Raw genomic sequence first — 15763 nt, 5'->3', positions numbered from 1 at the left:
GCCGTCACGGTGGGGGTCCGTTCTTCGTGAGGTGGGGCGGGGGAGCGGTCGGAGGCGGGGACGGGGGGAAACGGGGGCGGGGGGAGAAGTGGAGGCGGGGGGAGAAGTGGGGGCGGCGGGGCTGGTGGGTCAGCCGACCGTCCACTTCTGGTTGGCGGCGCCGGTGCAGGTCCACGTCTGCAACCGGGTGCCGTCGGCAGAGGAGTTGCCCGTGGCGTCCAGGCACTTGCCCGCACCGGTGTTGGTGAGGTCACGGGCCGCGCTGTACGTCCACTTCTGGGCGTTGGTGCCGTTGCAGGTGTAGAGCTGGACGACGGCACCGTCGGCGGTGGAACCGCCCGCGACGTCCAGGCACTTGCCGAGGGCGCGGACGGTGCCGTCGCTCCCGATGGTCCACTGCTGGGCCGCGCTGCCGGTGCAGTCGTGCAGCTGGATCGGGGTGCGGTCGGCGTCGGAGCCGCCGGCGACGTCGACGCACATGCCGCCGATGCCACGGATCGGGCGGGCGGCGGGGGCGCCGGCGGAGGAGGCGCGGACGTAGTCGACGGTCATCGTCTGCGGGAAGGACGTGGACGCGTCCGGGCTGCCGGGCCAGTCCCCACCGACCGCCAGGTTGAGGATGATGAAGAACGGGTGGTCGAAGACCCACTTGTTGCCGCCGGTGTCGGCCGGCGTGAGGGTCTTGTACGTGGTGCCGTCCACCGACCAGACGAGGGAGTTCGGGCTCCAGTCGACGGCGAACACGTGGAAGTCGTCGGCGAAGGCGCGGCCGCCCGGCAGGCTGTACGGGGCGCCGAGGCCGCCCGCTCCGGAGTAGCCCGGGCCGTGCACCGTACCGTGCACGGTGTTGGGTTCGCGACCGATGTTCTCCATGATGTCGATCTCGCCGCTGTTGGGCCAGCCCACGCTGCCCAGGTCGTTGCCGAGCATCCAGAAGGCGGGCCAGATGCCCTGGCCGCGCGGGATTTTGATGCGGGCCTCGAAGCGGCCGTACGCCTGGGTGAAGGTCTTGGCGGTGTTCAGCCGGGCCGAGGTGTACTGGCACTGCCCGTACCAGCAGCCGAGGCCGGGGTCGGTGTTCTTCCGCGCGGTGATGACGAGGTTGCCCTGGCCGTCGAGGGCGGCGTTCGAGGTGCTGTTGGTGTAGTACTGCAGCTCGTGGTTGCCGAAGCCCGAACCGCCGCTCTCAAGCGTCCACTTGGCGGCGTCGGGAGCGCGGCCGGACGCGCCGTCGAACTCGTCGGACCAGGTCTGCGCGACCACTGCCGCACCGGCGGTCGGGGCGACCGAACGGGTGAAGGACATGAGCACCGCCGCGACCAGGGCGGTGGCCACGAGGAGCACCACTGCGCCCGGAGAACGGTGACGAGCGCGATGAGCAGCAGCCATGGGCATGGTTCCTTGTCTGGTTGGTGGGGGGCATGAAGGGGTGACAGGAGGGGTCTGAGAGCGCTCTCAAGGGCGACTCGATGTCACCCGAGGCAGCGAGTATTACGGAGGGGTAACCGTCATGGCAACGTCAGACGCTGCTCCCGCACGCCCCTGACCTGCGACTTTCTCCTGCGGTCTTCGGCTTAACGATCTCTTAAGGCTGGCTTGATGCAGCGAAAGGGGAATCGGGGCTTCACGTCATCGTCGGCCGGACGGCCGCCGCGGGTGGCACTCCGCGCGGGAGTCCGGACCGCGTGCTCCCGGCCGCGCACTCCGCGCCGTCCGACGGTCCCTTGTTCATGCGGGGGTGTCCGGCGCCGCGCAGCCCGTCTCGTCGACGGGTGCGCCGGCGCCGGTCCGCGACACCGGACACCTCGACGCGTCAGGCGGTGTGCAGCGTCAGGCCGTAGCGGCCGAGGATCTCGTTGATCGGCTGGAACCATGTCTGGCCGCCGGACGAGCAGTTGCCCCAGCCGCCGGAGGTGACGCCCTGGGCCTGGTCCCCGCTGAGGAACGAGCCGCCGGAGTCGCCTCCCTCGGCGCAGACACTGGTCTTCGTCATCTGGTAGACGGCGCCCTGGCTGTAGTTGACGGTCTCGTTCCTGGCGAGGACGGTGCCGCAGTGCCAGTGCGTCGTGGACCCCGAGCGGCAGATCGAGGCGCCCACCGGTGCCTCGGCGGAGCCGCGTACCAGCTGGTCGGGGATGGTGCCCCAGCCGAGCACGACCGGTACGGTCCACCAGCCGCTGTGGATGCCGACGTACGCGTAGTCGTCGCCGGGGAACGAGGATCCCTGGAAGGTGCCCATCGCGGACCCGTCCCAGCCGCGCACGGCGGCCCCTGCCTGCCCGCAGTGCCCCGCCGTCACGAAGCCGCCGTACACGGAGAAGCCGATCGAACAGCGGACGTTGCCGGTGTAGTACGGGTCGCCGCCGACGGTCCCCGCTGCGTACGTACGGGGCGCCTGCGCCGTCTCGGCGACGGTGACGGGGCCGCCGGCCCGGGCCTGGTCGACGAACGCCCGTACGGCCGGGGCTTCCCGCTCGGTACGTACGACCGTGACGACGACGCTGTTGGTCCGCGGGTCGACGTGCCAGCCGGCCACCCCGGTGGGCGCGCGCAGCGCGTCCAGCCGCGCTTTGGCACGGTCCAGCGCGGCGGCGCTGTACCGGACGAGGCGGGTGTCGGCGCCCAAGGCCCGCGCCGTGGACTCCTGCGCGCGGTCGGTCACCGCGACGACGAGCCGGCCGGTGGACGGCTCGTACCATGAACCGCCGTACGCACCACCCACGGCCTGCCGGGCGGTCTTCTCCAGGGCTGCGGCGGCCTTTTCCGCGCTCAGCCGTTCCTCGGCCTGGGAAGCGGTGAGTCCGAGGTCCCGGCGCATCGCGTCGAGCAGCCCGGCCGAGGCGGCCGGCGCTGCGGCGGACGATGCCGCGGCGGGCTCCGGAAGCGGGCCGGCGCTCGCCACGCCGGTGTGGGCGGCGCCGAGGCCGACGGTCAGGAGCAGGGCGGCGACGGCGGCGCGTAAGGGGGCGGTGTGCTTCACGAGACAGACCTCCTGGTGTGGGGGATCGAACGCTTGAGAGCGCTCTCACGGAGTGTCAGCCGCTAAGCTAGCCCACCCCCCTTGGCAGGTCCATACCAAATTCCGCTTCCGCCGACGGCGGCACCCGTACTCCGCGTCCTCCTCGGCGGATTCGTCGTCGAGGGGTTCGCCATCAGAGGGCCGAAAAGCTGGTCACGCCCCCGCCCCACCCCGACCCGTGTCCGGCAGCCGGTCCGACACCCGCGCCCTGCCCGGCCCATCCGGTCCGTTCGCACTGAACGCCGGCGCGTGCGCTCGCCGCGGCGGGTCCGTCAGCCCCGCCAGCCCGGCTCCGCGTCACACGAGTTCTTCGGGATGCGCACTGCCGTGCGGCGCCCTACGACCAGCCGAGTAGGGCCAGGCCGCGCGACCCCGCACCCACATTGGCCCACAGCACCGACGCCACACGGTGAAGGTTCGCAGGCGTCGTCGCTGGGTCATCGGGGTCGGAATGGTGGGGGAGGCGGCGAGGGAGCGCCGGCAGTGATGCGGTGTCGAGGGTCGCGGACGTCGAAACGCACCGGATGCCAAGGTCGTCCAGGAAGCGGGCGGCGGCCCCGTCGTGCCGGCCCCCGCGAGCGCGTCGAGTGCCTGCACACCCCGGGCAGTGGGCGCAGCTGTGCGGCGGTGACCCATGTGCGGTACTCGGCCGGCTCGACCCCGCCCCCCGGCGGCGGCCTGCCAGAGGGGAACGCCGATGCGGTACATCCACAGTCCGGAGTGAACCTGCCAACGTTGGCCCGCAGGGGAGGCCCAAAGTGATCGGGGCCGCCGGAGAAGGGCCGGTCACGGTCAGGGGCGCGCTAACTGCTCCTGCCGTGCCTGCCGGTAGGCCTGGCACAGGGAGTTCTCTGGGGAAGACGGTGTGACGCGAGGCAGACAAAGGCCGGCTTGTGCAGCTCAGCGCGCGGACTGCCAACGCTGGTCGCTGCAACAGGTGTGGTGCCATCGCCGGTTCGAGTGGCGAAGAACGGTGGGGTGGGGTGCGGGGCAGGCACGGCGCCGTGGGGCCGCGGCAGGACCCCCGTCCCGGTCGCGGCCCCCCCGCTTCGAGGAGCCGTCGGCTCAATCAGCCGCCGGTGGCTGCCGCGGCGCCCATGGCTGGCCGTCGTCGGCATCGCCGACCTCGGCCAGGGCGTTCCCGTCCCCCAGGGCGTGCCGTGGTTCCCCTCCGACGTCGAGGAGGGGTCGGTGCGGTGGGTGCCGCCGCACCTGATCGAAGAGACCGCACGCCACGGCGGTCACGCCGACATCATCCGCGAGAGCCTGGATGGTGCCACCCTCTACCCCGCTGATGGCCGCCGCCGAGCAGTGGCCCGACCCGTGGTTCGAGTCCTGGGAGCCCGCGGCGCCCGCCGGCTGAGGGCTACGGGCCGTCAGAAGTCGTGCCCCATCGCCCGGATATGGTCGAGGCGCCCTTGCGGACCGGTCCTACGCTGGAGGCATGGCCACCGATCCCTTGCTCAGACAAGGCCCCGACTCGACGGATCTGGTCCTGCGCGCCGGCCCGACCGGGCCGGTGTGGAACGTGCTGACCTCGGCGGGGCAGGCGCTGTTCACTCCGCTCGCCTTGGGCGTGCCGACCCTGCTCGTCGCCTTCTGGATGGCGCTGGCCGGGGCGCGGGCGTCAACCGTCTTCGTGGTGGTGGGGATGATCGCCGGGCTGGAGTACCTGATCGGCTGGCCGGTTCTGGCCTTTTCCCGGGCCCGGGACATCCTGCGGGTGGAGTTCGCGCCGGCCGGGGTGCCCGCGTCCCTGCGGTTGGTCCGGGCCGCCGGGCCGGACGTCTGGCTGCCCGTCAAGACCCTGCGCGAGGTGCGGCTGACGAACAAGGTGGTGGAGCCGTACCAGGGGGACTACAAGCCGGCCGTCTCCACGCTCGCGCTGGAACTCGTCCTACGGAGCGCCCGGGAGCGGCTCGAGCTCCCGTTCGGCGGCGACCCGCAGCGGCTCGCCGACGCGTTGAAGGCTCTGCTCGGCCCGGCTGGGGTCGTGGTGGCGCTGCGCACCGAGCGCAGCACGCGCGATCGGCCGCAGCCCAACTCCGGCTGGACCTCCGGCGGTTCGGCCTCGGCCGGCTCGGGTGGCGGCTAACCCCGGGCTGCCCGTAGCGCTCCCCGGCTTCGGGGCGGCGGCACTGGACAGCTATGTTGGCGCCCTCCTGCTTGAGGATTCATCCCTGCGGCGCGCGGCTGTGGCAGCGATCAGCCGCTGGAAACAGCGACGTGCCGACCGCCGCGCGACATGTCCTGCCACTGCTGGGTGACGCGAAGGTCAGGCAGGCGGCGGTTCAAGCGTTCTCGGCGTGGGGGACCGCCGTGGTGCCGCTGCTCCAGGCGGTCCGCATCGACGGTCCCGGGGCGGCGCGCGGGTGCTCTGGACGCCTTGGCGGAGATCGGCGGCGAGGCGGTGATGAGCGCCCGTGCCATCGCGGCACTGGAACGGCTGGCCAGGATCGAAATCGCCAGCGACACGTCGGTTCCGCTCTCCTGCTGCTTCCTCTCCTGGATCGCGGTGCCTACCGGGGACCACGCCGGCGTCGTGGAGACGCTCGTGCAGTCGCAGCCGCGTCCGGTCCCGTTCTCCGTCGGCGTGTATGCCGCGGACATCGACAGCCGCGGCGGTCTCGACGCCGATCCGCTCGACGTGTATCGCAGGGTGTTCGTTACTCCTGAGCTCGCCGGCTGGACCTTGGTGGTCGGTTCGTGGTGCGATCCCGGCGCCACCGAACGCCAGAACGAGGTTCTCGAAGCGTGCGAGCGCCTCAGCCCCCGCTTCGGGCGCGCTCAGGCCTACTGGTGGAGCGCCTCGCAGGACGGCTCGGCGATCCTGATCGCCGAGGATGGCGTCGTCGCCCCTTTCCTGTTCACTTTCAGGTAGGCAAATCGTGGTCGGTGAGCGGGTGACCGCAGCCGCTTCGTTTGCATTTCCCCTGAGCGTTGACGATCAAGTCGGGGCACGGGCAGGAAAAACACCGCCGGGTGTCGCCGGAGTCGGGCCAACCGGTGTTCGTCAGCCGCGCTCGGGCGGTTTCCTGGACGTCGCGTACGTGGTCGTCGAGTCTGCGGAAGTCGGCTTCGTTTTGTTCGAAAGCCTTCTTCTGGGCATCTGTCAGGTCGTTCTGCTGCATATTTCCCTCCGAGACAGTGAATGCGAGGGGTGGTTCTCCACATACCCACGATGCCCCGGTGGGCCCCTACGCGCACGCCAAGCCTGAGGTGGGCTGCCTCATCGCGGCTGCAGAAGGAGGACGCCAGGGGCCACTCGACACCTACCGCCAGCTCGCTGGCTGCCGCCGCAACTCCCCACCAGCGCTGCCTACGGGTTGATTCACGAGCTGTGGAATCCAGACGCAGGCTTGCACGGCGGTACAAAGGCGCACACCGGTCCGACCGATCAGGCCGACGACTGCCCTCGATCGTTGGTCCACCGCCACGGTGCGCGGAACGTGTCGACGCTGTGCCCACCCGGATCTCGTCCCACGCTGAGGAACGCGCCACCGGCATGGCCCTACCGAGGCCTGGAGTTCCGGATGACCGAATCCGATGCGCTCAGTAGATGTCGTGGGAATTCAGATGCTGACCGCAGGTGTGGCGAGCGCAAAGCAATCCAGAGTGCGGTTCCTGGTAGTCAGGACAGGGATAGTCGGGGTCGTAGCATTGGAAGCAGTGAGTGTCACCTTCGCCCATCCCGAATGCCTGACGTGCTCTCTTGTGTACGTCTAGAAGTCGAGACTCGGCTTCATCTAGCTCAGAGAGAATCTTTCTCTGAATGTCAGTCAGGTTGGAGTCGGCAGGCACTGCTATCACGCCCTTCCAGCCAGGCGCCGTGACATCGAAACCGTCTTCTCATGCGACGTACTACCTTTCCACGATTGCACCGGCGAGCCGCCGGCGCACCCCCTGGCCACGGATGCGACCGCAGCAACCACAGGTCAGGCTGCCAACGGCGTCGTGCTCGTCGAACAGTCGATCGCAGATCCGCTGGACGGTGTGCCCCTGCTCCGCGGCGGGCAAAGCCGGCGGATCGCCGCGTACAGATCGACCTTGGCTTTCGGCAGCACCCGGGCGCCCCGTCGTGCAACGCACAACCAGATCAGCTCACCAGAACGAGCGGCACCCGACCTCGCCGAGACTTGTTCGCGCCCCGCCACCAGCCACCTCAGCCTCTGAGTCGTCGCCCGGCTCTGCAGGTGAGAAGTGAGACGAGTCGGCAAGTAAGTTCTGACTCCAGTGACGGGGTGGTGGTGGGAGTATCCGGGTGCTAGTCGGCCCGCAGGACGAAGAACAGGAAGCACAGGAAGCGCGGCTTGGCGGCGATGGCTTCGGGGAACAGCTCGCGGGCGGCTGGATCAGGCTCCGGCTCGCTGATGACCGTGATCCTGAAACCGGCCGCGGTGAATGCCTCGATCATTGCGTGCAGCGGCCTGTGCCAGAAGCTCATCGGCGCGGTCTGGCCGCCTATGGTCCACTCTGCGTTCCAGTTGGTGGTGTCGAAGTAGTTGTACTCGGCCTCGCGGTCGGCCTGGCGGTGCATGAGGTGGACGGCAAAGGGATGGTCGACAGACGCGATCAGCCGACCGCCGGGCTTGAGCACGCGGCGCAGCTCAGCAAGCGCCGGCCCCCAATCCTCCAGGTAGTGCAGCACCAGGGAGGCGACGACATCGTCGAACGTGTCGTCGGCGTAAGGAAGCGGGCCGCCCAGGTCCGCCACCTGCAAGTCCGCACTGTCGCCGAGCCGCCGCCGAGCCAGCTCCAGCATCCCGGCGCTCGCGTCGAAGCCGCTCACGACGGCGCCACGCTCGCGCAGAGCCCCGAAGAGGGGCCCGGAGCCGCAGCCGACGTCGAGGATGCGCCGACCGGACACGTCTCCGGCGAGGGCCAGCATCGCGGGCCGCTCGTAATAGGCGTTGATGAGATTGGTTTCGTTCTCGACCGTGTACGCCTCGGCGAAGGCGTCGTAGTCGTTGACCTTCGGTGGATCCGCAGTCACCGCGGACGGCCGGATGAGCCCGGGGGAGCTCGCGTGCTCTAAGCGCTCGTTGGCGATCATGGTGCGGGAGACGTGTGCTGCATCAGTTCGGTTCCAACGGGCGTTCGTTCAAGCGTCACGACCACCGTGCTGTCATGTCGGCCTGGCCTATCCCCAACAGCGCCTTGCCCACCATCCGTCGTCGGGTGAGGCGAAGGGGTCGGGCCAGGTTTTGGCGATGTAGAGATCGTCAAGCGGTTTCACCAGAGACCGCAGCTCACGCGCCGCCTGTGGCGGAAGAGCGTGCATCGCCGCTTCCAGAACTCCCCGCTCATCGGTTCTGTAGAAGGGGTGGCACAAAGGGCAACCGCAACCGCAACCGCCGGAAAGAGCACGACCAGGGCGGTGGGCTGATCGCGACCACTGCTGCAGGGCCTGGGCTATCGCCCCAGGCCAAAGCCGCTCGTGTTCTAGGCGGGAAACCGCTCCGGCAAGCTTGCTGGAGCCACGTGGCAAGCCGGGCGTTGGCGTTCCGTGCGGCTGCCGCCTCGGGTGACGTCCGGAGGCACGGACTTGGGACGGCCGATTACGCGGCATCGCCCTTTCTGAGCTTGTTGTTCACGGGGCCAGCATGCCAGAGCAGTGGACGGCTTCGCGCCCCGGATTTGGCCTCGGACGGGTCGTCTCGTTAATGCGTTTCGGTGCACGGGCTGGCGTGCCCGCCTTCGCCCACAGGTTCCTGAACCCCCGCCTCACTCGGGCCGGGGTGAGCCTGTTCGGTTCTACTGGTTGCTCCCACGCCCTTCGGAGGTCGCGCGCGAGCCGGGGAGCGAGGCGCAGTTGGGCGTCTGCGGCCAGGATGAGCCAGGTCTATCGGTCGGCCGCTTCCGAACCCGCAGATGGGGCCCGGGCAGCCGAGCGTCTGCTTGAGCAGCCGAATCCTGCCAGCAACGGCCGACGTCGTCCATGGCACCACCGGTGCACCGGTGCCTGACCACCGCGGCTAGACGGGCTTTGTTCACACCGCCGCTGGGCGGTTCCGCCACCGTCAATCGGATCACGGTGCCCTCGATGGTCGGCCACGGGCCCGCGTGCTCGAACCAAGCTGCCCGCGGTGGCCTCGCCTCACGTGATCGGGTTACTGAAGACGAACTCGCCTCCGTGCGCGGGCGGGCGACCTCCTTGCGGGCGGGCGGATCCACGGCACGGGGTGGGTGCCCGGGCCCCGCTGGGGGTGGCCGGGCTCGCCCTCGAACGCGGCGTTCTGGTGCCTGTGGGGCGGCCCCCTAAGATCCTGTTCTGGGCTGGGAGGGGTACGAGATGGTGACAGCAGCGTTGTCGCAGGTCTTGCCGACGGACTTCGGGATCGACGAGCGTGTCGACTGGGCTGCGGCCGAGGCGCAATGGGGATCGGGCTTCCCGGCTGACTTCATGGCTTTCATGTCCGTGTACGGCGCCGGCAGCCTTACGCGGGACATCGGGATCTTCGAGCCTCTGTCCACGGACTTCGAGGACGAGACGGAGACCGCGCGCTACACCTGGGAGATGGAGGGCGGCCGGGATGTCCTCGACGTCGATCCCGACCACATCCTCGCCTGGGGCGTCACGGGCGGCGCGGACATCCTGTTTTGGCTGACCACCGGCGTGAACCCGGATGAGTGGCCTGTTCTGGTGTGGGAGCGTGGCCTTGCCGCATTCACGATCCACTCCTGCGGGATGACCGAGTTCCTCCGCAAGCTGCTGCTGGACGAGTTCCCCGTCTACCCCCTCAGCATCGACCTGCGCTCTGCGTATTGGGGCTTCGTGCACGGGTCGGTGAAACGCGACCGCCGTCGCGCAGGACTCGACTCCTATACGGGCCTGCCGCACTGAACCGGCCGTCCGCCCGAGCCGCGTCCGGGGTGGGCGACGGGCGGGCCACCCGTGCCAAATACCCACCCGAGGGACTGTAGCGTGCAAGTGTCACGTGATCGAGATCGAGCAGGGTGGGTTCACATGGCCGGGCGCAAGATCCAGGACGAGTCGGAGGTGATCCGATGGTTCGAGGAAGGGCGCACGTACCAGTGGATGACCGAGGAGTACCGGCGGAAGTACGACATCGAGACTGTCGTGTCGATGTGGGGCAACTTCCGGCGTCGGCGAGGACTCGACAGGCGAATCGTGCGGAACGATGACCTCATCCCCTGGTTCGTGAAGGAAGAGCACCGCTGGGCCTACCCGCTGACCATGCTCCGAGCCGAAGGTCGACGCCGCGCGGGCAAACAGCTGACCGAGACGGATGAGACCCGGCTGGCCTCATGGCTGAACGCTCTGAAGAAGAACGGTTCAGTCGTTCGCTACGACCCGGGCACCGAGGAGGGATTCTCCTACGTCCCCGGTCAGGCGGCCGACCACGACATCATCCGACAGCCTGACACGAAGACAACACCCCGCCCCAACGCCGACAACGGATAGACCACCGGCTCACTGCGCCCAGTTCACCCCCCCCGCTCGGACGCGGCGCTGGCGTTGGTTGGCGAGGTCTGGTCTGGGACTACTACGAGCGCTACGCCGGCCACCGCCTCCGGGAGGCACCCGCGGCACCATCGGCGGCACGTACCCGTTCTGGCAGCGCCACCGCTACACCCGCTCCCAGACCTTCCCGCGGCTGCACGTCGTCGTCCTGGCCGGCAGGGCGGAACACCTCCTCGACCCAGGGCTGGCGGCCTGGCGCGGCGAGTGGACGGTGCTGCCGTTGGCGCACCGTCGGCACAGCCCGAACAGCGGGATCGGTTCGGCGCCGACGAGGGTGCGCGAGGAAGAGCTGACGTAGACGGGCCGGCAGCAGCCGGGGCACGCAGGCAGTCATCGACTCCGTCCGCCGACGGCCCGTTCGGACCGAGCAGCATCACGATCCGCAGGAGGTTCTCCCCGGCCTCGGTCCGCAGCCCCATCGGCCGCTCCACGGACCGCTCGAAGACGGCGGACGGTCCAGGCACCGGGCTCCTCGCTCGCGCTGTAGATGTGCCCCCGTCCGGCCGTCAGGGCTGCGCCCATCTTGGTCAGGCCCTGGCCCTCGTCGTCGCCACTGCAGGCGCAGCTGCCTCGACGCCGCTGCAGCGGGCGTTCGGGGATCCCACATGCCTGGGCCGAGGGTGGCCGACGGAGTGGTGCGGCACCGCGTGCCACTCCGTCCTTGGATGCTGTACCTGGATGGCGGCCGCCTTAGGCGATCGACCGGCATGACAGCAGTTCTCCGGGTATACGCCTTACATGAACAATGCAGCGATTTGGGTGTTCTTGCTGGTCGGAGTGGCTGTCGCGGTGTTCTTGCTGATCGCGTTCGCCCGGGGGCGGCGTATCCAGGCTCGAGACAGCGGTCCACTGCACACGGACGAGCGCTCCCGCCCCGCTCAGCGGGAGCCCACGCAGGAGGAAGGGACCGGGGCGGGCGTCACAGAGGCGGACCCCGCGCCGGACCTCGGCTCGGGGGACCGCTCGAAGCCCCACCAGCTGAAGGGGTACGGGAATTTCGGTACCCGGGCCGCCTCCGACGACGACCGCTGAAAGGCATCCGAGGACCGGACCGCCGGAGTAGGAGCGGATTGCCGGACCGACCCTGCCGCTGTCCACCCACCTGGGGGAGTCGTGCTGGGGTTTACGGATGGCCATCGCGAGCAGGAGCGCGGTCACGACCAATCCGGTACTGCAACGAGGAGGTCCCGATGTCGGGCACGGAGAAGAGCAAGGCTCACGCCGAGCAGGCCAAGGGCAAGGTCGAGGAGACCGTCGGCCGGGCCGTCGGCAACGAGCGGATGACCGCCGAGGGTGAGGCAGACCAGGCGAAGGGCAACGCGCGCCGCGCCAAGGAAGACATCAAGGACACCTTCCGCCACTGAGCGCCGCGGCACCTCCCTCTCAGCCGGCTGGGCCCCGACCTCTACCCCTGGGTCGGGGCCCAGCCGCGTCTCGGGCCGGGCGCGGGGTAGGGCCACGAGGGGGGCGATCGAAGAACCAGGTGTGCTCAGATGTGCTGCTCAGCGAGCGGCTTCAGGAGTTCTGGGACGGCGCTGGAACCGGACCGAATCGCCGCCAGACCCGCCCCCGGCATCTGGCCGCGCGGCGTGGACAGGTGAAGCAGCAGATCGCGGCCGCTCGCGGGCAGCCGCACCCATGGCTTCGGCCGCGAAGTACGTTCGGACGTACGGGTGCGGCCCTGGCCGCCAGGGTCGCGACGGGGGCCGTACCCGTCGGGAGCGCGGGAACAGGCTGGGCTGGGCCCATGTCCGCGAAGCTGATCGGCCACCCGCCCGACGAGCAGGGCTGGCGGCGGGTGCGCACGCGGAGAGAAGACGCGCCTGGAGGCGCTGCTCGCCGCTCGCGCGCTGTCCTCCCCGTGGACCCTGTGCCCGACACGACGAAGTGTCCAAACACAGCGGGAGCGCGCCCCGGCGCGCCCGCGTACTGGGACCCACCGAAAGCGCTCCGCGCAACGACGGGTGGACGGTGCCCGGCCGGGCCCCCAGTCGCCGGCCTTCGCCAGCGCTACGCCGGGCGGGCGGCGTGCCCCCCGCTCCCACCACGACCGACGGCTTCGTGGAGGGGCGGGGCGCTGGCCCCGAGGTGTGGGAACCGTCCGCATGACAGCGCCGGAGCGCCGGGCTAGACGCCGGACAGCCATCCCGCATCGAAATCCTGACGGTCGCGGGCGCGCTGCGCCCGTTCCTCGATCAGCCGGCGAAAGCCCGCGAGGGCGTACCGTTCGCCGGTGGCCGAGTGCCTTCCGCGGATGCCCGCGACATCCGCCAGGAGCTGCTGGGGCTGGGGCTGCCAGCCGACGACCAGGACGCGTAGGCCCAGGCTCTCCGCGCGCCGGTGCAGCGCCAGGAGGTGGAGCAGACCGTCGGCATCCATGGAGTTCGCACCGTGCAGGTCGACCATGAGATCCCGCTCGGCGGTGGTGACGCCGTTCAGTGCGTGCTGAAGCGCGGGACCCGCGCCTTCGTCGAGTACCCCGGTGATGCTGACCAGGACCGTGCCGTGTCGCTCAACATTCGTGGTGATCAATGCGTTTCCTCCTGCCCGGGGCCTCGGCGCCCTCGGGACCCCCATCCTGGCGCGCGGTTGCCCCGGGCGGCCGTGAGGCGCGCTGGGCCTTCGCGGTCCGTACGGCCCCCAGGGCTGGAGTGCGCGTCGCGGTTGCCGGGCCGACCGACTGCGGCGGTTGGTATCCGCGGGCCCTCCCCAGACGAGGAGGCGTGCCCGCGAAGGGAGCCCGGGGGTGGGCCCGGCGACGGGAGCGGTGACCGACCGCGGCACTGGGCCGGGAGTCCGTCTGGTGGGCGTGGCCCACAGACCGTCGGCCGGTACCCGGGCGCCGACCGCGGGCGTGGTGGTGGTCGTGGCGGGGGACTCGCAGCCGGGGAGCTTGCGGCGGCCGCGGTGACAGCGGCGCTGGCCCGGTCCCCGCCGGCCCCAGCTCGGAGACGTCGGTGAGGATCCGGACGACGTCGATCGCGGCCGTATCGATCGAGACGTGCCCTCGCGGCCGTGACGTCGGGCTGCGCCGCAGGCAACGCGAGGATCGCGTCGCGCACCACACCTTCGGGCCGTCTCCTCAGGAGTCGGCCCACCGATCGGTGCGCCGCGTTCGTGGCGAGCGCGGCGGTGACCGTGCCGGTGATCGTGACCGCGGCCAGGTGGACCAGGCCCGCGTGCTTCAGGAAACCAACCGGGCCATCTGCTCCACGCGGCATCATGGGGCGGTGGAGCGTGCACGAGCCTCGTCGTCATACGCCGGCGAGATCGGAGTACGTGGTGAACGCAAGCGTGAGAGGGAAGCATGAGGGCGAAGGCGAAGGCAGTAGCCAGTGACATCGAGCAGGCTGCGAGGGTGCTGCGGGCGGGGGGCCTGGTCGCCCTGCCGACCGAGACCGTCTACGGTCTGGGCGCGAACGCCGAGGACCCTGCCGCCGTTGCGCGGATCTTCCAGGTCAAGGGGCGGCCGCCCTCTCACCCGCTGATCGTCCACATCGCCGCAGCAGACCAGCTGGACGACTGGGTCGAGGAGGTGCCCCAGGCCGCGCGTCTGCTCGCCGAACGCTTCTGGCCCGGCCCGCTGACCCTGGTCCTGCGACGCGGCCGGCGCGTGCCGCTGGAGGCGACCGGTGGCCTGGAGACGGTGGCCGTACGCGTACCCGACCACCCCGTGGCCCTCGCGCTGCTGTCCGCCTTCGGCGGCGGAGTCACGGCCCCGTCCGCCAACCGCTTCGGCTCGGTCAGCCCCACCACGGCGGACCACGTCCGGGCGGAGCTCGGCGACGGCGTCGATTTCGTCCTGGAGGGCGGCTCCTGCCCGGTCGGCGTCGAGTCGACCATCGTCGACGTCACGGGCGAGACGCCGAGCATCCTGCGACCGGGCGGGGTGACGCGTGAGGACCTCGAAGCGCTGCTGGGGCACCCGGTCGCGGTCCCGTCCGCGAGCGGGGTCCGGGTGCCGGGCCAGCACCCGTCGCACTACGCACCGCGTGCGCGGGTCGTCCTCGTCGAGCCGGACGAGATCCTGGCCGAAGCCGAGCTGGCCCAGGAGGCGGGGCACCAGGTGGGTGTCTTCCTGCCCCCGCACCTCGCCGACGCCGCGGTGAAGGCACGCGCCGTGGTGGCCGTCCCCGGTTCGCTGTCTTCCTACGCGCGCGGGCTGTACGGGTTCCTGCGCGAGCTCGACCAGCAGGGGTGCGACCTCATCGTCGCGTCCCTGCCGGCGGAGGAAGGGCTGGGGTTGGCGATCGCCAACCGGCTTCGCCGGGCCGCGGGACCCCGAAGCTCCGCCTGAGCGGCCCCGCCCGGACGGTCAGGCGGCAGGGGTGTCCGCCGGGTCGAGGCCGCGGGTGGCGACGAGCTGGGCACTGCCGTCAGCCAGGCGGTACGACAGTCCCACCACTGCGGTCCGGCCGGCGGCCACCGCGTCGGCCAGGACGCGGGAGCGGTCCAGCAGCAGGTCCACGGTGTGCTCGATGTGCTCGGCCAGGATCTCCTCGGCGCTCTCGCGTCCGGCGGCGCGGGCGGCCAGCACGCTCGGGGTGACCCGTTCCACGATGTCGCGGACGAAGCCCCCGGGCGTTTGTCCGGTCTCCAGGGCGGAGCAGGCTGCGGCGACCGCGCCGCAGGAGTCGTGGCCGAGGACGACGACCAGCGGCGCGTTCAGGACGCTCACGCCGAACTCGATGGAGCCGAGGACTTCGGTTCCGGTGACGTGGCCTGCGGTGCGTACGACGAACAGGTCGCCGAGGCCCCGGTCGAAGATGATCTCGGCGGCCAGCCGGGAGTCGGAGCAGCCGAACAGAACGGCGAACGGCTTCTGGGACGGTGCGGTCGCGGTGCGCCGGGTGGCGTCCTGGTTCGGGTGTTCGGGGGTGCCGGAGACGAAGCGCTGGTTGCCGGCTATCAGCAGGTCGAACGCGCCGCGGGGTGTCTGAGTGTGGGTGATCTCTGCCATGGGCGGCAGCCTACGAGGCCGCATCTGCTCTCGCACCGCCTGGTCCGCTGTTCGGCACCGAAACCGACACCGAGACCGCCGCCACGGCCGTCCTCGACGGCGTCGCCCGCCCCCCCGGCTCACCGCCGTCGCCGCCGAGTCCCACATCACCCGGATTCAGCGGCGCCCGCAGGTGCGGCGGATCGCCCGTGACGAGTAGGCCGTGCCGTCCAGGACCATCGCGGGTCTCGTTCGGGGCCTCCCCGGTCTCCTATCGGCGGACCCCACTCGAGGTCGCCTTCAGCATCGGCCTGGGCCA

Annotated in this window: 14 protein-coding genes and 1 pseudogene; 9 read left to right on the top strand and 6 right to left on the bottom strand. The window is 70.6% G+C overall.

Features of this window, described 5'->3' with window-relative positions; all coding sequences use genetic code 11:
• Positions 1 to 129: 129 nt before the first annotated feature.
• Together ACFYP3_RS06595 and ACFYP3_RS06590 are read right to left on the bottom strand one after the other, a co-directional pair.
• Complete coding sequence (locus ACFYP3_RS06595) at positions 130 to 1389, bottom strand: family 16 glycosylhydrolase (RefSeq protein WP_388827762.1); 1260 nt, start codon at positions 1387 to 1389, stop codon at positions 130 to 132.
• 424 nt (positions 1390 to 1813) lie between these two features.
• Positions 1814 to 2980: a S1 family peptidase gene (locus tag ACFYP3_RS06590; RefSeq protein WP_388827760.1), complete on the bottom strand. Its 1167-nt coding sequence runs from the start codon at positions 2978 to 2980 to the stop codon at positions 1814 to 1816.
• A 978-nt stretch (positions 2981 to 3958) separates the two neighbouring features.
• On the opposite strand from ACFYP3_RS06590, the pseudogene ACFYP3_RS06585 reads away from it, so the two are divergent.
• From ACFYP3_RS06585 to ACFYP3_RS06575, 3 genes and pseudogenes are all read left to right on the top strand, one after another.
• Positions 3959 to 4234: pseudogene (locus ACFYP3_RS06585) on the top strand (hypothetical protein); the annotation flags it as partial.
• Between the two features lie 229 nt (positions 4235 to 4463).
• Complete coding sequence (locus ACFYP3_RS06580; protein ID WP_388827757.1) at positions 4464 to 5114, top strand: hypothetical protein; 651 nt, start codon at positions 4464 to 4466, stop codon at positions 5112 to 5114.
• Between the two features lie 291 nt (positions 5115 to 5405).
• Complete coding sequence (locus ACFYP3_RS06575) at positions 5406 to 5900, top strand: hypothetical protein (protein ID WP_388827754.1); 495 nt, start codon at positions 5406 to 5408, stop codon at positions 5898 to 5900.
• On the opposite strand, the gene ACFYP3_RS06570 is transcribed toward ACFYP3_RS06575, so the two are convergent.
• Entirely contained in the window at positions 5893 to 6150 is a 258-nt protein-coding gene (locus tag ACFYP3_RS06570; RefSeq protein WP_388827751.1) for a hypothetical protein, read from the bottom strand. The two genes, ACFYP3_RS06575 and ACFYP3_RS06570, sit on opposite strands and share 8 nt — an antisense overlap.
• 1133 nt (positions 6151 to 7283) lie before the next feature.
• On the bottom strand, positions 7284 to 8072 hold the full coding sequence (locus ACFYP3_RS06565) for a class I SAM-dependent methyltransferase (RefSeq protein WP_388827747.1): 789 nt from the start codon (positions 8070 to 8072) through the stop codon (positions 7284 to 7286).
• A 1239-nt stretch (positions 8073 to 9311) separates the two neighbouring features.
• On the opposite strand from ACFYP3_RS06565, the gene ACFYP3_RS06560 reads away from it, so the two are divergent.
• The 5 genes from ACFYP3_RS06560 to ACFYP3_RS06540 all read left to right on the top strand — a co-directional run bounded on the left by ACFYP3_RS06560 (position 9312) and on the right by ACFYP3_RS06540 (position 11869).
• On the top strand, positions 9312 to 9863 hold the full coding sequence (locus tag ACFYP3_RS06560) for an SMI1/KNR4 family protein (protein WP_388827744.1): 552 nt from the start codon (positions 9312 to 9314) through the stop codon (positions 9861 to 9863).
• 123 nt (positions 9864 to 9986) lie between these two features.
• Positions 9987 to 10445 carry a hypothetical protein gene (locus ACFYP3_RS06555; protein WP_388827741.1) on the top strand — a complete coding sequence of 153 codons (459 nt, stop codon included), beginning with the start codon at positions 9987 to 9989 and terminating at the stop codon, positions 10443 to 10445.
• Between the two features lie 58 nt (positions 10446 to 10503).
• Positions 10504 to 10803, top strand: coding sequence for a hypothetical protein (locus tag ACFYP3_RS06550; RefSeq protein ID WP_388827738.1), 300 nt, complete (start codon positions 10504 to 10506; stop codon positions 10801 to 10803).
• A 440-nt stretch (positions 10804 to 11243) separates the two neighbouring features.
• Positions 11244 to 11537 carry a DUF6479 family protein gene (locus tag ACFYP3_RS06545; protein WP_388827736.1) on the top strand — a complete coding sequence of 98 codons (294 nt, stop codon included), beginning with the start codon at positions 11244 to 11246 and terminating at the stop codon, positions 11535 to 11537.
• Between the two features lie 158 nt (positions 11538 to 11695).
• Positions 11696 to 11869 carry a CsbD family protein gene (locus tag ACFYP3_RS06540; protein ID WP_388827733.1) on the top strand — a complete coding sequence of 58 codons (174 nt, stop codon included), beginning with the start codon at positions 11696 to 11698 and terminating at the stop codon, positions 11867 to 11869.
• 763 nt (positions 11870 to 12632) lie between these two features.
• Here ACFYP3_RS06540 and ACFYP3_RS06535 read toward each other — a convergent pair.
• Positions 12633 to 13037 (bottom strand): STAS domain-containing protein, encoded by a 405-nt coding sequence (locus tag ACFYP3_RS06535; protein ID WP_388827730.1) that lies wholly within the window; start codon positions 13035 to 13037, stop codon positions 12633 to 12635.
• A 775-nt stretch (positions 13038 to 13812) separates the two neighbouring features.
• On the opposite strand from ACFYP3_RS06535, the gene ACFYP3_RS06530 reads away from it, so the two are divergent.
• Complete coding sequence (locus ACFYP3_RS06530) at positions 13813 to 14802, top strand: L-threonylcarbamoyladenylate synthase (RefSeq protein WP_388827727.1); 990 nt, start codon at positions 13813 to 13815, stop codon at positions 14800 to 14802.
• An 18-nt stretch (positions 14803 to 14820) separates the two neighbouring features.
• Here ACFYP3_RS06530 and ACFYP3_RS06525 read toward each other — a convergent pair whose 3' ends face one another.
• Positions 14821 to 15465, bottom strand: a complete 645-nt coding sequence (locus ACFYP3_RS06525; protein ID WP_388827724.1) for a carbonic anhydrase — start codon at positions 15463 to 15465, stop codon at positions 14821 to 14823.
• Positions 15466 to 15763 lie beyond the last annotated feature (298 nt).

Source organism: Streptomyces sp. NPDC005533, assembly GCF_042871845.1.
Taxonomy (GTDB): domain Bacteria; phylum Actinomycetota; class Actinomycetes; order Streptomycetales; family Streptomycetaceae; genus Streptomyces.
Note: the sequence above shows the minus strand (reverse complement) of the source record. Positions and strands in the feature narration are given on the sequence as shown.